A 15,069-nucleotide genomic window follows, 5' to 3' on the forward strand; every position below is an offset into this window, starting at 1 on the left:
GCACGCGCGACTGGACGCCGGTAGGCCCCGTGCGCCTCAATCCCACTCCCAACCTCACCCCGCTTCCGCAGGAGGTGCGGTCCGTCGGCTGAACCCTCTCACGCGACAACTACCTTGACGCTCACCGCCCTCGGCGCGCAGTACCTCAAGGCCGGACGCTACCGCCTGGAGGTGCAGTCCATCCGTACTAAAGACGGATTCAAGGGCCTTTCCGCCATCGCTGAAGTGAAGGTGATGACGTCGGAAAGGACCCAGGCCAGCACCGAGCCCACGCGGCCCGGCCTCATCGCCAGCTACGTGGAGAACGTCTCCGACGCGAAGAAGAACGGAGGCGGGCGCTTCAAGGCTTTCCTCATGGCCCTGGCAGGGGCAGAGGAGCACGAAGTTTCCCAGGACTTCATCGCCAAGTTCACCGAGGCGAATCAGGCAGGTGCATTCCTCTTGGTGGACTGCGACGTCTTCCCCAAGACGCTCCCGGAGAAGGAAGGCAGGCCCGGCAAGGTCATCGAGGGCTACCGCTGGAGCAACGTGAGCCCCACGGACGCAGAGCTGGCTTCCATCGAGGCCAAGCGCGCCGCCGCGAAGCTCCCGCCGCTCGCTGACGCCCTGTCCTGACGCATCCCGTCAGCTCTGGACTTCTTGGCGCTCACCCAAGGGCGTCACGATTGGCCCACGTCACGGGCCTTTCGGTGTTGTGCCCGTCCTCTTCAGCTTCGACACCGAGACCTATCCGATTCAACCCGGACTCCTGGCGCCTCCGCTCGTCTGCGCCTCCATCGCCCAGGAGGCATCGGGCAGCGAGCGACTCCTCTCCGCTGCTCAGGCGCGAGCGTGGTTCCGCGAGACCCTCCGCTCGCCGGACATCCACCTGACGGGTGCCAATCTCGCATACGACCTGGGCGTCATGTGCGCGGATGACCCGCGACTGGTGGACGCCGTTTTCACCTCCGCCGAGGCCGGGCGCTTCCATGACGTGGCCATCCGCGAGGCCCTCCTGGACATCGCACGGGGCCTCCACGGCGTGGACCCGATGACAGGCCGCCCGCTTGGGGACGACGAAGGCGCACGCTACCCGCTGGCGCTCCTAGCGAGACGTCACCTGGGACTCGACATCAGCGCGGACAAGCACGCCCCTGACGCATGGCGCCTCCGCTATGGAGAGTTGGACGGAGTGCCGCTGGAGGAATGGCCCGAAGGCGCCGTGAAGTACCCGCTGCGCGACGCGCGCTTCACGATGGACGTCCACCTGGCCCAGCACAGAGCCGCGTCCAGCGTCGCCAATGGCGGCAACCTCCATGCCGAAACGGACCAGGTCCGCACTGCCCTCGGCCTCCACTTCGCCTCCATCTGGGGCCTGCGCACCGATGCCCGTCGCGTCGAGGAACTGCGCCACCGCGTCGAAGAAGAGTGGGGAGCAAACCGCGCCCGCTTCCAAGTCGCCGGCATCTTCCGGCCCAACGGAACCAAAGACTCGAAGCGCCTCTCCCATCTCGTCACCGCCGCCTACAACGGCGCGCCGCCCGTCACCCCTCCGTCGCCCCGGTTCCCCGAGGGCCAGGTAGCGACCGACAGGGACACCCTCCTGGATTCGGGCGACGCGTTGCTGGAGGAATTGGGCAAATCCGGTAAGGTGGACAAGTACCGCTCCACCTACCTGGGCAAGCTGGAAGCGGGCGTCGCGGTCCCCCTCAACCCGCGATTCAACGTCCTGGTATCCACCACGCGCGTCTCCAGCGACTACCAACAACTCCCGCAGCGCGGGGGCGTGCGCGAGTGCCACGAGGCTCGTCCCGGCTACGTGTTCTGCTCCGTCGATTACGCGGGCCTCGAGCTGCGCACCATGGCCCAACGTGCCATCTGGGATGTGGGTTACTCACGCATGGCCGAGGCGCTGCTGGCTAAGGAGGACGTCCACACCTCCGCCGCGGCCACCTTCCTGGGCGAGAGCTACGACACCCTCCTTCCGCGAGTGAAGGAAAAGGAGCCCACCGCCACGTCCTTCCGCTCGCTCGCCAAAATCTTCAACTTCGGCAAGGGCGGGGGCCTCGGGGCTGGCGGCATGGCGTACCACGCACGCGCCAAGGACGGCGTCCGCTTCTGCCTCCTCGCGAAGCTAGAGGACACGTGTGGCGTGGAGCGCGTTCCGGTGCGCGTCCAGGGCAAGGTCAAGATGGTCTGCGCCGCATGCGTCGAGGTGTCGCGCCACTACGGCAACAGGTGGCTGGACGCGTGGCCCGAGCAACGCGCGCTCTTTGCCCGAGCTAGCGCCCTCACCCGTCAGGGACAGTTCGTGGACGTCATGATTCCGGGCGCCAACATCCTCCGGGGTGGATGCGGCTACACCCAGTGGCTCAACACGCCGTTCCAGGGACTCGGAGCAGTGGGCGCCAAGCTGGCCACATGGCGTGTGTCGCGGGAGATGTACGCGGACCGTCGCTCACCCCTCTGGGGCTCGCGCCTTGTCCTCATGGTGCATGACGAGTTGGTGGCGGAGCTGCGCGCAGACTGCCCCAACAAGCTCCACGATGCCGCCGAACGGATGGCGGAGCTCATGCGGCAGGCTATGCGCGAGGTAACGCCGGACCTGGCTGGCGCCATTGAAGCCGAACCTGCCCTGTCGCGGGTGCTCTCGAAGGAAGCGGCCACCGTTAGAGACATCTCGGGGCGCCTTTTAGTGTGGGCTCGACCGGCAGAAGAACAAGTCCAATCGCGCCATCAAGAAACCCCGCCCAACTCGTGCGCAATGAATATCGGATAGCCCAACAGTTCATTTGTACGATAATTGCCCCCCGAAAACGAAAAGAACTGCTCATTGGTAAAGTACCTCTTGTAATACAAGGACGACACACGCCTCACCTCTCCCGAAGTGACAGCTCCTGCATCAATAAGTCTTCTAGCAGGATGGAGATACTTCCCATCAGCCATCAGCATGGCCTCCAATGCCCCCCTCTCGACTTTCGAATCGGCCAGCTCTTTAGCGAGCACCCGCAGTGCAGAAAACCCGGACATAAACTTCAATCCTCTTGGCACATCCAGCCACACTTCAACCAAGAACAAGAAACACCCGCCGGTGTCATATCCATCACTGCGCAGCTCGCCATATTCTGGATCGGAAACCCACACTGCAATTTCGTTCGCCCCAGTCACTCCCTTTAGAAATTCCTTCCCGAACACGAACCGACACGCCTCAAACTCCTCCAAAACAAATTCCCCTGTCTCAAAATCACCCGGGAATCGAGCGGGGCGTTTTCGCGATAGCTTTCGCATGCGTCCGAGCTCTCCGACCAGAAAATCAATCTGCCCATGCAGGCTCTCTTTTTGTTCAGCAGGCTCCAGCGCAAAGTCAAACTTTGCCCCCACGAGAGGTACGTCAAAGCTTAGCCCACCCTTAACCTTCACCTTGCCCTGCTTTTTCTCCATGATTTGACAACAAAAGGAGTCCAGTCGGTGCTGATCGACAAAAAGGTAGTCACGCATTCCACTCCTCCAGTGGGCCTAGTCTATCCGACATACGCATCAATGGCGCAATATTGCGGGTTAGTAGGCACGGCACGAACCATTTGCGGAAGGTGTCCCCATTCAAGAAGGAGTGAGCTCGTCCCTCCATCCGGAAAACGCATCCGCGCACCTCGCCGCGAAGCTCGTCTCTATCGACCCTGGCCTCCGGCACTGCGGCGTTGCGGTGTTCGATGTACCAACTCGTGAGCGCGTAACGCTAGAGGCCGCCGGGATGCCGAAGAACCCCGAGCGCCAAAGCGGAGAAATGTCGCTGGCCTCGTGGGCGTCCATGGCCTTCGCGGTTCGGGAGTGGCTCCGGCCGCGACTGGGCGATGAGCCATTCCAACTCGTCATCGAGTTGCCTCGCGTCTACGCAGCCTCGCATCAGAAGGGTGACCAGAACGACCTCATCCAGTTGGCCGGTGTTGTCGGGATGCTCGGCGGCTCCCTGCCAGGCATCGCCAGTCGCCGCAGCATCTATCCGCGCGACTGGAAAGGCTCTCTAGAACCGGATGCGTTCATCGAGCGCATCAAGCAACGCCTTGATGCCGCCGAACACCTGCGCGTGGAGCTGCCCTCCGCGTCCTCACTACATCACAATATCTGGGACGCCATTGGCATCGGGCTGCATGCCCTCGGGCGCCTCGGTCCCCGTCGCGTCTTCCCGAGGTAGCCGTGTCCGCGCCCGCCCCCATCAACCCAGAGGCCCTCCCTGCGTTCCTGACGGTGGACGAAGCCGCCGGCCTACTCCGCGTGAACAGGAAGACGCTCTATGAGGCCATCCGCCTCAGCCAAGTGCCCGGCATCGTTCGCCTAGGAAGAGCGCTCCGCATCCAACGATCTGCCCTGCTAGATTGGCACCTGGGTAACGGCGGTTCTGCGCTCGGAGAGAAATCATGAGCGTCAGGCTGCGGAAGTGGACGGACAAGAACGGGAAGCAGCAGGAGGCATGGACGGTGGACGTAAAACTCCAGCATCCGGATGGGCGGGTCGAACGCATCCGGAAGGCGGCCCCGGTGAACACGCGCCGAGGAGCCGAGCAGTACGAGCGGGAGTTGCGGCATGCCCTCCTCACTGGTTCCTTCAGAAAGGAGGAAGAGAAGGAGGCACGCATCCCGTTGCTGAGGGAGTTCGCGCCGCGGTTCCTCATTTACAGCGAGAACAACAACAAGGCGAGCACCGTTGCCGCCAAGAAGCAGTTGCTCGATACGCACCTGCTACCCACGTTCGGAGACTTGCCTCTCGATGGCGTCAATCCAGAACGCATCGAGGACTTCAAGGCGAAGAAGAAGCGAGCGGGACTTGCACCGAAGACGATTAACAACGCACTCACCGTATTGCGTACTGTCTTCACGGTGGCCGTAGACCAGGAAGTCCTCAGATATGTGCCACGTGTCAAATTCCTCAAGGCGGAGCGCCCAGACTTCGACTTCCTGTCATTCGAGGAAGCCGAGCGTCTCATCGCCGCCACCGAACCAGAGTGGCGCGCGATGGTGTCGGTGGCGCTTCACACAGGGCTGCGTCGCGGAGAGCTCATCGCGCTTCAATGGGACGCGATGGATCTCGTCTCGGGGCGCCTCATCGTGAAGCGCAACGTATGGAGAGGTCACTTCGGCAGTCCCAAGGGAGGCCGCTCACGCGAGGTGCCCCTCAACGGCATCGCTCTCAGCGCCCTCAAGGCCCATCGACACCTGCGTGGAGCGTTCGTATTCTGCGACGAGGATGGGGCCTACCTCAAGAATGACACGTGCCGAAACGCCATCCGCCGGGCCAGCAAGCAGGCCGGACTGCGCCCCATCGGATGGCACACGCTGCGGCACACGTTCGCGAGTCACCTCGTCATGAGGGGAGTGCCGCTCAAAGCGATTCAGGAACTGCTCGGGCATGCCTCTATCGAGATGACGATGCGGTACGCGCATCTCAGCCCTGACGTGAAGAAGGACGCCGTACGAGTCCTAGAGCAGCCAGTCAGGGGCACATTGGGGGCACATGGCGCCGCCTGAAGAGAACTCCTGAGTAATTACAGCCGGTTAGAAATGCACGAGCCGGGGATCGAACCCGGACGGCCCTTACGGGCCAGCGGATTTTAAGTCCGCTGCGTCTGCCAGTTCCGCCACTCGTGCCCGGCTGCGGGCAGCACCCTACAGGGCCTGTCCTACCTCCGGCAAAGGCCTCGTGCAGCCCCAGGCTCTCTTCCCTCTCCGCTGGGGCTCCTGGCAGGCCTGGGCGCCTCACTTCGCGCCCGGCGATGCCTCAAGGCCCGCGCCAGGGTGCCTAGGGATGCGCCAACCCCTCAAGAGCGTTGAAGAATCCAGGGCCCCGGGCCGGATTCGCCGCCAGGGAGGCCGGTCCGGGCCCCCTTCTCTTCACAGTTCGACGGCCGGAATGTGCTCCACCGTCGCATCCCGCCTGACCCTGTTATAAAGCGCCCCCCATGCTCGAGACCGTAACCAAGGGCTTCCGCGCCGCCAAGAACCGCCTCGCCGGCAAGAGCGAGCTCACCCCGGAGCTGGTCGACGAGTCGCTGCGCGACATCCGCGTCTCCCTGCTCGAGGCTGACGTCGCCTTCGACGTCGTGAAGAAGTTTGTCGCCCGCGTCCGCGAGAAGTCCGTGGGCGAGCTGGTGCAGACGACCATCACCGACACGGCTGGCCAGAAGCGCAAGGTCAGCCCGATGGACCACTTCATCAAGATCTGCCACGACGAGCTGGAGGCCCTCATGGGGCCTGTCGACACCAGCTTGAAGCTGAAGCCCAAGGGCCAGCTGTCCGGCATCATGATGGTGGGCCTCCAGGGCTCCGGAAAGACGACCACGACCGGAAAGCTCGCCAGCCGGCTCCTCCAGGAAGGGCGCAAGCCCCTGCTCGTCGCAGCCGACATCTACCGCCCCGCCGCCGTGGACCAGCTCAAGGTCCTGGGCGAGCGGCTCAAGGTCCCCGTCTACCACGAGCCCGGCATCCAGCCGCCCGAGCTCGCCAAGCGGGGCTATGCCGCCGCGCGCGAGCAGAAGTGCGACGTGGTGCTCATTGACACCGCCGGCCGGCTCGCCATCGACGAGTCCCTGATGGCCGAACTGGAGTCCATCAAGGGCAACGTCCAGCCGGACAACATCCTGCTGGTGTGCGACGCGATGATTGGTCAGGACGCCGTGCGCACGGCGGCGGAGTTCGACCGGCGGCTGACGCTGGACGGCTTCATCCTCACCAAGCTGGACGGTGACGCCCGCGGCGGCGCCGCGCTGTCCATCAAGGAAGTCACGGGCAAGCCCATCAAGTTCCTCGGCATGGGCGAGTCCATGGACAAGCTGGAGGAGTTCCGCCCAGCCGGCCTCGCGGGCCGCATCCTCGGGTTCGGCGACATCGTCGGCCTGATGAAGGACTTCGAGAAGGTCGTCGACGAGAAGAAGGCCGAGGAGGATGCCAAGAAGCTCCTGTCCGGCCAGTTCACGATGAAGGACTTCGTCGAGCAGATCCGCATGGTCCGGAAGATGGGACCGCTCAAGGACCTGCTGGAGAAGTTCCCCCTCTTCGGCGACCTCACCGAGCACCTCAATCCGGACGAGAAGGAGCTCACGAAGATTGAGTCGATGTACGACTCGATGACGGCGAAGGAGCGCCTGCGGCCAGATACCGTCAACAACAGCCGCATCAACCGCATCGCCAAGGGCAGCGGCCGCAAGGTCGAAGAGGTCAAGGAGCTGCTCCAGAAGTTCGGGATGATGCAGCAGGTGATGGGCACCATCGGCCAGAATCCGGGCCTCTTGGGCCGCATCCCCGGCTTCAAGCAGTTGGGTCAGCTGTCGCAGATGAAGAACATGGACCTCTCCAGCATGTTCGGCGGCGACCCGAAGATGATGGAGAAGATGATGAGCGGTGGCATGCCCGGCATGGGCATGCCCATGCAGCTGCCGCAGATTGCTCCCGGCTACACGCCGCCCATGGGCCAGGCCGCCATGGCCAAGGCCCGGTTGATGGGCTACGCGCCGCCCTCCGCCGCTGGCAAGAGCGAAGACCGCGACGCCATCAAGGAGCGCCGCAAGCGGGAGAAGGAGAACAAGAAGAAGAACCGGAAGAAGAAGTAGGCCGCTCGAGGCCCCGGTGCCCACGCCCGCCTCCCCGCATCCGTGCTGGGAGCGCGGGCGTTCGTGTTTTCAGGGCGCATCCGTGCGTTCGGACTGGAATCCACCGGTGGGGACGGGACCGCCACAAGGCGTGGTATGCGTCCAAGCATCGAACGCGACGCCCTTGCACCACCCGCCTTTGGGCTGCGCGGAGAGGCCGCAGCCTCGCCGGGCGCAGGCATCCTCAACAACCGTCGCGGCTCCTGGAACGCTCTTTGCCAAGCATCCGACTCATGTCCCGACTCCCCTGCGCCTTGCTGTTAACCGCAATCACCCTGTCCACTGCGTGCATCAACGTCCCAGAGGTCGAGCCCGACCCAACCCCGGACGGAGGAGCACAGCCCACGACGAAGTTCGCACTAAGACTGAGCCCCAGCGAGGACTCCGCACTCCAGGGCGGCAACCGCCCCATTCAGGTCTCCATCGTTCGAGCCGAAGGATACTCGGACAGTGTCTCCGTGACATTGGAGCAGCCGCCTTCCGGCATCACTGCTCTGCCCACAGAGATCCCTGCTGGCGAGACGACCGCCACATTGACCCTCCACGTCTCCCCCAGCGCGGCGACGGGAGAATCGACGATCACGGTCCGCGCGGCATCTGGCAACGACTTCCGGATTGCCTCGCTCAAGCTCACCGTCGTACCGGCCGGAGACTTGGTCGTGCGATGGGCGGCTCCCGCCCCAGCGGACTCTGCCACCTACACCAACGGAGCGTTGCCGCTGGAAGCAACGATTGAGGGGGGCGCGGCCGACACTGTCGAGTTCCACCGCGACACGCAACTTCTGGCGCGTGTCTCGGCGCCTCCGTACACCTATATGTGGGACACCCGGGGGATGCCCGAAGGATCTTTCCAACTTGTGGCGCGCGCCGCGCGAGGCGGCACTACCTTTACGAGCGTCGCACGAACGGTGATCGTTGATCGCACGCCTCCTCATGTCTCGAGCCGCGCGCCTGCGTCGAGCGATGCGCAGGTCAGCGCGCGTGCATCCTTGGAGGCGACGCTCAGCGAGCCAGTGCGCCCTGCGAGCATATCTCCAGACAACGTGGAAGTGCTCGCTCACGGCAACACCCGGATTGAGGCAAGCGTCAGCCTCTCCGCCGACGGAACCACGTTGACGATTACGCCCACCACGCCCCTGCCTGCCCCCAGTACCGTCCTGGTGAAGCTCGGAACCGGCAGTCAGCCCATCCAGGACCTGGCGGGCAATGTGTTGCAGTCCACCACCGAATGGCAGTTCACAGTCCCTGTCTGGCTCCCCGTTGGCGGAGCTCTCAGTGCAAGGACTGGATCGACCCCAGCAGAGAATGCAGTACTCAAGCTGGATACAGATGACCTGCCCGTCGTCGCTTGGTCTGAGTTTGATGGCTCAGCCAAGAACATCCATGTGGCCCGCTGGAACGGCGCGACTTGGATCCATCTAGGCGGAGCACTGAGTGGACTTACTGGCACCGGAACTCACGCAGAGAACCCCACGCTGCATCTTGATGCCTCGGGAAGGGTGTTGATCGCCTGGCAGGAAGCGACGGGAGTTGGCACCGGGAAAAACCTATATGCGCGGCGTTGGAACAACACCTTCTGGGAGGACCTACCTGCCTTTCCCATTACGGGAACCGAAGACAGGTTCATCGCGGAACCCAGCATAACAACAACAAGCACCGGAACCATTTACGTCTACGCAACACATCAATTCGGCGTTTCCCGGCTCGTTGCTTTTGAACTTAGCGCAGGTGCGACGACCTGGACGACCATCGAAGTACATCCTCCATTGGATTATGACACGACTGGAAGAGCGACCATCAGCGCGCACGGCACGAACGTATTCGTCTCATACGACGCCTACCATGCCCAGCATGAAACCCGTGTCATTGGCGTGCTCTTGAACCATTCAGGAGCAATGGGGAGCAGCATCATCACCGCGCCCCAGTCAGTAGCCGCGGTCACCCCCAGCATCGCCACCTCAGCAGTTGGCGTGCCGTCCGTCGCATGGCAAGAAGTGCATAAGAGCACAGTAGAAGGCTCGATTCACTTCTCGAGCTGGACAGGTAGCGAGTGGGCCGAGCCGGTGCTCCTCAGTCACGACTCGACAAACAATACTGAGCCATCGCTCGCCATTGGCGACAATGGCATTCCCACGGTGGCATGGAGCGGCGTCGCGAACTCCCAGCGGTCCATCTATGTCTCCCGCCAACGCGCCTCCGCCTGGGAGCCCATCGGTCCGCCTTTGCGCTCCATGACGGGGAGCGGTGCCCAGGCACATCGGCCCACGCTTGACATGGATCGCCAAAGCCGCCCATGGTTGGCTTGGCACGAAGCAGGTTCAACCGGCACCGACATTCACGTCTATCGTCACAATCAATGATGTGACTGAGGCACTCATGGTCGAGGGCCTGGTAGGAGTTGGCCGTGAGTGCTCCGCTTCATCCGTTCAGGATTCAGAGAGCCATTACGTTTGACGCCTGGGGACCACAAGACCTTGGCTCAGGCGTTTGAGAACTCGCTTCTTCTGCCTTCGCTTATAGGCATCGTGAGAGTTCTCTCCCATCTCATTAATCCGAGCCGTCTCCTCGTCGACGATTTGGAACTCAACCAATGAAATAACGATCCTCCCCTTGCGCTGACGGTCGTCCTCTTCGGGGGTAGGAAGATACGCATCCATTCGAACGGGAATATCCACCACAAAGTTCAACGCCCGATACGAGTTACCCGAATAGATGTTTTTGCCGGGACCTTCCCGGTCCTCGAAATCACGGTCGAGCTGCAGCTTGGATATGAACTGCTCGAAATGAGGGTTCTCAGTGAGCACCTGCTTGAACGGTAGCAGCGTGTTCTCCGTCTGCCCTGGAACGACGAGGTGAAAGGGGAAGAGGCGCTGGGTGAGGTAGTAGAGAACAGGAAGCAAGTCCTCGCGCCGCTTTGTCACCACACGGAATCGAGTCCGGTCATATACCTGCGCAGCAACCGTCTCCTTCTTTGCCAGCAACTTCGTGATGAGTGAGTCCTGCGTCTTGATGGAGTGAGCAAACTCCACGACAGGCAATCCCTTGGCCTGCATCTCCGTGGCGACACTCAAGACCTTCGCAGTCACCAGTTCCGCCAGTTCGACTTCTGAAATTGCCAGGCGGAACAGCAAATCCCGTCCTTCGATGTGCTGAATAACGTGCATCACCTTGAGGACGACGCATGCAATTCGCCGATGGCGGGAAGAGCCCTTTACTCCCGACGCAAAAAGGAAAAGGTCATGAATCTCTTCCGGCTGTGCCACCACATTGGACACGCGGTAGTTGAACGTCTTCCGGAGATACTCGACGGCCTCTGCGAGGACCTGACGCGCCCAGATCTCATCGAAGGACTGGGACAAATCCAGTTGAAGCAGTCGCAGAAAGGCGTCTACCTCGTCCCGGGTCTGAAAATACATCCTCCGCCAGTCGATGACCGAGCCGCCCCGAAGGATTAGCCGGATCCGTTCGAGTTCGCGCAGGCCCATCTGCCCCACCGGTCGGATGGGAATATCGGGCAAGGCAGGGGCAAGGGAGGGGGGCTTCACACGCAACTTCCTAACTGAGTCGACCCGGCTGGGGAAGGCCTCAAAAACAAAGGGCCTCTCCAAAAGGAGAGGCCCTTGTTACCGCAATGAAGTCACCTGCCTACTGAGCAGAGACGAGGCGGTTGTGGTCGTAGTGAGCCTTGCTGACGACCTTGCCGTCCTTGGACAGCTCCTGCGTCAAACCATGCTTCCTGCCGCTCTTGTACTCTTCAATGCGCTGGGGCTTGCCGTTGGAGAAGTAAGCGGTGCGCTTGCCATCCCACCCGCCATCCTTGAACTCAGTGGTTCCCCGCTTGTTTCCAGCGGCGTCGAAGAAGGTCCAGACGCCCACCTTCAACCCATTCTCGAACTGCCCCTGCGCCGCCTTCACCCCGTTCGGGTGGAACGCGACGTACTCGCCATGCGCGACCTGGGTCCCCTGCGCCGCATCAATCTTCGCGCAGGACAGGCCTTCAGCCTTCGTACCGACCTGGGTCGCGCCGGCCGGGCACTTCAGCTTGACAGCGACATCGTTGGCCATCGCCGTCGGGGCAGCCAGGGCCAGCCCGAGAGTCATCGTCCGAATCAGTTTGGTGTACCGCATGTTCTCTCCTTATCAAGACGCCGAACTATCCGCGCTCCCATGATGAGACGGTCGAGCGCGAAGAAGATTCATCGTGGCCCGTGCTGTGAGCATGCTGCGAATCGCCGCACCACACCCAAAGCTCCGGGGAGTCCGCAATCAAGTCCTAGTAGTTCGACCGGAAGCAGAAGAAGTTGCCGTCACCGAAGTGGTAGCCAACCAAAGTGGTGGTGCTGTCAGCCGGAACACACAGGTTGACAATGATGTCAGCGCGGGTACCGTTCTGAGTGATGACGTAGTCATTCGCCCCATTGCTGATGACTGCGTTGATTCGCGATCCATCCGTCCTCACGTAGTAGAAGCTGCCCAGTTCCGGAGCGGTCTGAGGGAACGGCGACGCAGCATCGGTGTACGCAGAAACAGACAGACGCAGCCGCTTCGCCCCCGGACACCAAGCGGTCGTGCCCGCCACCGCATTGACGGTCGCCATGTCGTAGATGATGGGGCCGGTGGTGCCGACGTCCGCCGCCTTGTTGGGGTACGCGGTGTAGTTCTGGCACGTCGGAGCGGGCGGCTCGGAGCAGGTGCTGCTGGTGCAGATCAGACCGTAGCCACAGGTGGAGCGGCCCTCACCGGTGCAGCTCTCACCGGGCACGGGCTCGGTGTCACCCTCTTCGCACTGGCCAGTGGTCGTGTTGCAGGTCCGGTCGCCGGAGCACTGGGCGTCGGTCGAACAGGCCGTCACGCAGACGTTGTCCAGGTTGGAGCAGACCAGGCCCGTGGACTCAGAGTCCGTGCCACCGTTGCAGAGCACATCCGTGGAGCACTGGCAGATGTTCGTGGTGGCGCTGGGACCCGTGCCGCCCAGCGGGGCGCAGGTCTTCGCCGTGGAGGGGCAGTCCGAACCAGAGTTACAGGTCTGCACGCAGACTTGGGCGGTCGGGTGACAGATCTCCGACTCGCCGCACTCGTCGTTGCTGGTGCACGCCCCCGGGGACGTCGTGTCGTCACCGCAACCAGCCATGAGACCGCTCATCGCGCCAAGCGCAGTGAGCACCAACATCATCTTGCGAAGCTGCATGTTGAGATTTCCTCTTGTTTGGAACGCCGCCCGGGGGGCCTCCGGCCACTGACTACAGGCCCCAACAACCATGCGAGCAAGTGAGGCTTAGTCCCGCCCGTCCGGACGTGTCAACGAGTGTCGACGCCACCTGGACGGCTGCTCGGCCGCGAAATTCACCCTTCGCGCAAGCAGACAGCGGGAGCGGAGGCCATCGCGACGTTCATGTCGCGATAGCCTCAAGGTACGCCCCTCACCTTTCAGAAGGTGAACGGAAAGTCGATGGGCTCGCCCTGCCGCTTGTGACGCGGGAAGGACCAGCTCTTGATGAGCCCGGAAATGCAGCTCGCCATGTAGGTGGTGCGGAACTCATCCGTGCGGCACGACACCGCGCTCGTCTTGCCACTCGTCTGGATGGTCCAGCGCATCACCAGCTTGCCGCTCAACGACGGGTCCTTCTTCTTCTGCTCGTTGACGCACTTGATGATGGCCGGCTTGTTGGCCAGCACCACCGCCATGATGTCCGACTGCTGCAGCCGGTCCGGAACCCCGCCCCCAGGCTCAGGAGGGACGTAGGCCGTCGGACGCGCCGACGACGGCTTCGCCTCCGGCGCCGACTTCTTCGTGCCGAAGAGCTCGTCGAAGTCATCATCCGAATCGCTCGACGAGGGCCGCTCCGCACGCGCCGGCGCGGACGTGCGAGGCTCCGGGTCCTCCCGGCGCGACGACGACGAGGTGCGTCGATTCGTGGGCCGCTCAGCCTTCGCCACCACCGTCTCCGCAGGCTTCGGCGTTTCAACCGGAGGCGGCGTCGGCGTGGCCACGGGCGCCGCCGCGACGGCCGTGGGCGGCGTCTCCGGCGGAGGCGTGTTCACCGGCGCCGCAGCGACCTCCGTGGGCGGCGTCGCGGGATTCACGGGCGGCTGAGCGGCCGCCGTGGGGGCCGTGTTCGCCTGAGGAGGCGGAGGATTGCTGGGGGACGGCGTCGGCGTGGCCACGGGTGCCGCCGCGACGACCGGGGGATTCGCCGGTGCCGCGTCCGCGCCAGACTCGCCCTTCAGGAAGAGCGCCGCGGCGCCACCACCGACCAGGAGCAGCCCCGCGGCAATGCCAACGAAGAGCCCCGTCTTGCCCTTGCCCCCACCCGGCGGCGGATAGGCGGCCGGGTAGCTCGGCTGCTGCGGGTACGGCGCGGGCATGGGCTGCGCATACTGCGGCCCCGGCTGATGCCCATACGGCATGGGCGCCGGCTGCGGATACTGCTGCATGGGCTGCTGCCCATACGGCATGGGCGAGGCCATGGGCTGCGCCATCGGCACTTCCGCGCCCCGCAGGGACGGCGAGGACACCGGCTCCGGCGGCGGCATGGGCACGTCCAGCAGTCGCGACTGCGACACCGGCTCCCGGCCCAGCGCGGGCGCGGGCGTCGGGGGCGGCTTCGACAGCGCGTCGTTCTCTTCCTTCACCAGCGAGGCCAGCACGCTGGCCGCGGACGGCTTCCAGCCCACGGCCTCCTCAGAAGCGCCCGCAGGCCCGGAATCACCACGCGCCCCCTTCCCCGCGCTGAAGGCGGACTGCACGGGGCCTGAGGACACCGTGGGCGTCGAGCCGGACACAGGCTCGGGCGCGACGATGACGGGCTTGGAGGGCCGCGGCGCCAGCACTGACGCCAGCTCCGCCGTCTCCGACAACGGAATCCAATCACTGAAGCCCGAGCGCCAGCAGAGGCTATCCGGGCCCACCTCGCCGCGATCCCACAGGTCCTTGACCTTCTCGACATTGAAGGGGCCGACCTGCTTCTCGTCGATGGCCACGTACCACTCGTGCGCCGCCGCGTTGGCCTTGGCTTCTTCCTTGTCCGGCTCGGCCTCCGCTTCGGCCAGCTTGCGCACGTTCTCCGCGGACGCTTCGCGCGCGGCGGCTTCGTTCGCGGCCTCGGTGGGAATCTTCTGCGTGCCGGAACTCAGCACCTGGTCGAAGACGGCGCCAATCTCGTCCTCTTCCACGTCGGTGAAGAGACCGCCTTCGGGCGGCGTGCCCAACGTCGCCGGCATCGTGGCGGCGGAGGCGTCACTCCCCTTCCCTACGTCAGTCGAGGCGGAGGCCTCGGAGGTCGAAGACTCAGACGCAGAGTCCTTCGCGGCCGTCGCGCCAGCGGGACGCACGGTGATGGTGTGGCCGCACTTCTTGCAACGAACCTTGACCCCTTTGGGGCCAATCTTGTCGTCGCTGATCATGTACTGCGCGCGGCAGCTGTCGCAGACGAAACGCATCGTTCCCGTAA

The 15,069-nt window shown here is 63.7% G+C and carries 12 protein-coding genes and 1 tRNA gene; 7 read left to right on the plus strand and 6 right to left on the minus strand.

The window, feature by feature from the left end; translation table 11 throughout:
- The first annotated feature begins 114 nt into the window (after window positions 1-114).
- Both FMP39_RS16840 and FMP39_RS16845 read left to right on the plus strand, forming a co-directional pair.
- Complete coding sequence (locus FMP39_RS16840; protein ID WP_141591317.1) at window positions 115-615, plus strand: hypothetical protein; 501 nt, start codon at window positions 115-117, stop codon at window positions 613-615.
- Window positions 616-694: 79 nt separating this feature from the next.
- The gene (locus FMP39_RS16845) at window positions 695-2,758 is read left to right on the plus strand and encodes a DNA polymerase (protein ID WP_228558056.1); all 2,064 of its coding nucleotides are present in this window, start codon (window positions 695-697) and stop codon (window positions 2,756-2,758) included.
- On the opposite strand, the gene FMP39_RS16850 is transcribed toward FMP39_RS16845, so the two are convergent.
- Complete coding sequence (locus tag FMP39_RS16850; protein ID WP_141591319.1) at window positions 2,716-3,477, minus strand: hypothetical protein; 762 nt, start codon at window positions 3,475-3,477, stop codon at window positions 2,716-2,718. The genes FMP39_RS16845 and FMP39_RS16850 overlap by 43 nt on opposite strands.
- A gap of 112 nt (window positions 3,478-3,589) precedes the next feature.
- Between FMP39_RS16850 and FMP39_RS16855 the strand changes: the two genes are divergently transcribed.
- The 3 genes from FMP39_RS16855 to FMP39_RS16865 are packed head-to-tail and all read left to right on the plus strand — an operon-like array spanning window position 3,590 to window position 5,501.
- Window positions 3,590-4,171: a hypothetical protein gene (locus FMP39_RS16855; RefSeq protein WP_141591321.1), complete on the plus strand. Its 582-nt coding sequence runs from the start codon at window positions 3,590-3,592 to the stop codon at window positions 4,169-4,171.
- Window positions 4,172-4,224: 53 nt separating this feature from the next.
- Window positions 4,225-4,398 carry a helix-turn-helix domain-containing protein gene (locus FMP39_RS16860; protein ID WP_368667066.1) on the plus strand — a complete coding sequence of 58 codons (174 nt, stop codon included), beginning with the start codon at window positions 4,225-4,227 and terminating at the stop codon, window positions 4,396-4,398.
- Window positions 4,395-5,501 carry a tyrosine-type recombinase/integrase gene (locus tag FMP39_RS16865; protein WP_141591325.1) on the plus strand — a complete coding sequence of 369 codons (1,107 nt, stop codon included), beginning with the start codon at window positions 4,395-4,397 and terminating at the stop codon, window positions 5,499-5,501. Before FMP39_RS16860 ends, FMP39_RS16865 begins: the two co-directional genes overlap by 4 nt.
- 34 nt (window positions 5,502-5,535) lie before the next feature.
- On the opposite strand, the gene FMP39_RS16870 is transcribed toward FMP39_RS16865, so the two are convergent.
- Window positions 5,536-5,621 (minus strand) — tRNA-Leu (locus tag FMP39_RS16870).
- A gap of 311 nt (window positions 5,622-5,932) precedes the next feature.
- Here FMP39_RS16870 and ffh point away from each other — a divergent pair.
- Both ffh and FMP39_RS16880 read left to right on the plus strand, forming a co-directional pair.
- Complete coding sequence (ffh, locus tag FMP39_RS16875; protein ID WP_011554838.1) at window positions 5,933-7,579, plus strand: signal recognition particle protein; 1,647 nt, start codon at window positions 5,933-5,935, stop codon at window positions 7,577-7,579.
- 497 nt (window positions 7,580-8,076) lie between these two features.
- Window positions 8,077-9,978, plus strand: a complete 1,902-nt coding sequence (locus FMP39_RS16880) for an Ig-like domain-containing protein (RefSeq protein ID WP_194858431.1) — start codon at window positions 8,077-8,079, stop codon at window positions 9,976-9,978.
- Window positions 9,979-10,062: 84 nt separating this feature from the next.
- Here FMP39_RS16880 and FMP39_RS16885 read toward each other — a convergent pair whose 3' ends face one another.
- The 4 genes from FMP39_RS16885 to gltJ all read right to left on the minus strand — a co-directional run bounded on the left by FMP39_RS16885 (window position 10,063) and on the right by gltJ (window position 15,058).
- Window positions 10,063-11,163 (minus strand): TIGR04552 family protein, encoded by a 1,101-nt coding sequence (locus tag FMP39_RS16885; RefSeq protein ID WP_228558057.1) that lies wholly within the window; start codon window positions 11,161-11,163, stop codon window positions 10,063-10,065.
- Window positions 11,164-11,263: 100 nt separating this feature from the next.
- Window positions 11,264-11,746, minus strand: coding sequence for a toxin-antitoxin system YwqK family antitoxin (locus tag FMP39_RS16890; protein WP_090493066.1), 483 nt, complete (start codon window positions 11,744-11,746; stop codon window positions 11,264-11,266).
- A 145-nt stretch (window positions 11,747-11,891) separates the two neighbouring features.
- Window positions 11,892-12,806 carry a hypothetical protein gene (locus FMP39_RS16895; protein ID WP_228558058.1) on the minus strand — a complete coding sequence of 305 codons (915 nt, stop codon included), beginning with the start codon at window positions 12,804-12,806 and terminating at the stop codon, window positions 11,892-11,894.
- Window positions 12,807-13,045: 239 nt separating this feature from the next.
- On the minus strand, window positions 13,046-15,058 hold the full coding sequence (gltJ, locus tag FMP39_RS16900) for an adventurous gliding motility protein GltJ (protein ID WP_141591333.1): 2,013 nt from the start codon (window positions 15,056-15,058) through the stop codon (window positions 13,046-13,048).
- Window positions 15,059-15,069: the final 11 nt, after the last annotated feature.

Source organism: Myxococcus sp. AB056 (genome assembly GCF_006547365.1).
GTDB lineage: Bacteria > Myxococcota > Myxococcia > Myxococcales > Myxococcaceae > Myxococcus > Myxococcus virescens.